Below are 635 nucleotides of genomic sequence, written 5' to 3'. Positions count from 1 at the left end.
TGAATGGGTTCATGTGCAGCTCCATCAGCAAAAGGGGATGATAAGTTTATCACCACCGACTATTTGCAACAGTGCCGCGGAAACCGACCAAAACGATACGTTCTCGGTGCTGAGGTAAAAAGTGCTTTCCGTCGATAACTTTAGGATCGTTTTTGCCCATCTCAGCTGCATCCGCAACTTCATAGCCCAGTTCGTCGAGGGTATCCATGATGACTTTAAAGGTTTTACCCTTGTCATGGCTCTTCAGGTTTTTAACGTTTTCAAGAACAAAGATGGCAGGTTTTTTTGCGCGGATAATACGCGCCACATCGAAGAAAAGCGTTCCCTGAGCCTCACATTCGAAACCATGCGCGCGCCCGAGCGAGTTTTTCTTGCTTACGCCCGCAAGGCTAAACGGTTGACAGGGGAAACCTGCTAGAAGTACATCATGATCCGGCACATGCTCATTAATGTAAGCATAGGCATCGTTTTCAGGTACTTCAGGTTTATCACTGAGCGTGACTTCACGAATATCGAGATTGAAAGTGTGTTCCTGAGCATCGTTAAACCAGTTAGCTTGGCACTGTTGCAAATAGTCGGTGGTGATAAACTTATCATCCCCTTTTGCTGATGGAGCTGCACATGAACCCATTCAA

Annotated in this window: 1 pseudogene; it reads right to left on the bottom strand. The window is 46.5% G+C overall.

The features are described from left to right. Nucleotides 1-76: 76 nt before the first annotated feature. Nucleotides 77-559 (bottom strand): annotated as a pseudogene (gene dcm, locus V6E55_RS25600) (DNA (cytosine-5-)-methyltransferase); the annotation flags it as partial. Between the last annotated feature and the right edge of the window lie 76 nt (nt 560-635).

The sequence above is a fragment of the Enterobacter sp. 342 genome (assembly GCF_036663495.1).
Classification (GTDB): Bacteria; Pseudomonadota; Gammaproteobacteria; order Enterobacterales; family Enterobacteriaceae; genus Enterobacter.
The sequence above is the reverse complement of the archived record's forward strand: the minus strand, read 5'-3'. Positions and strand labels throughout refer to the sequence as shown.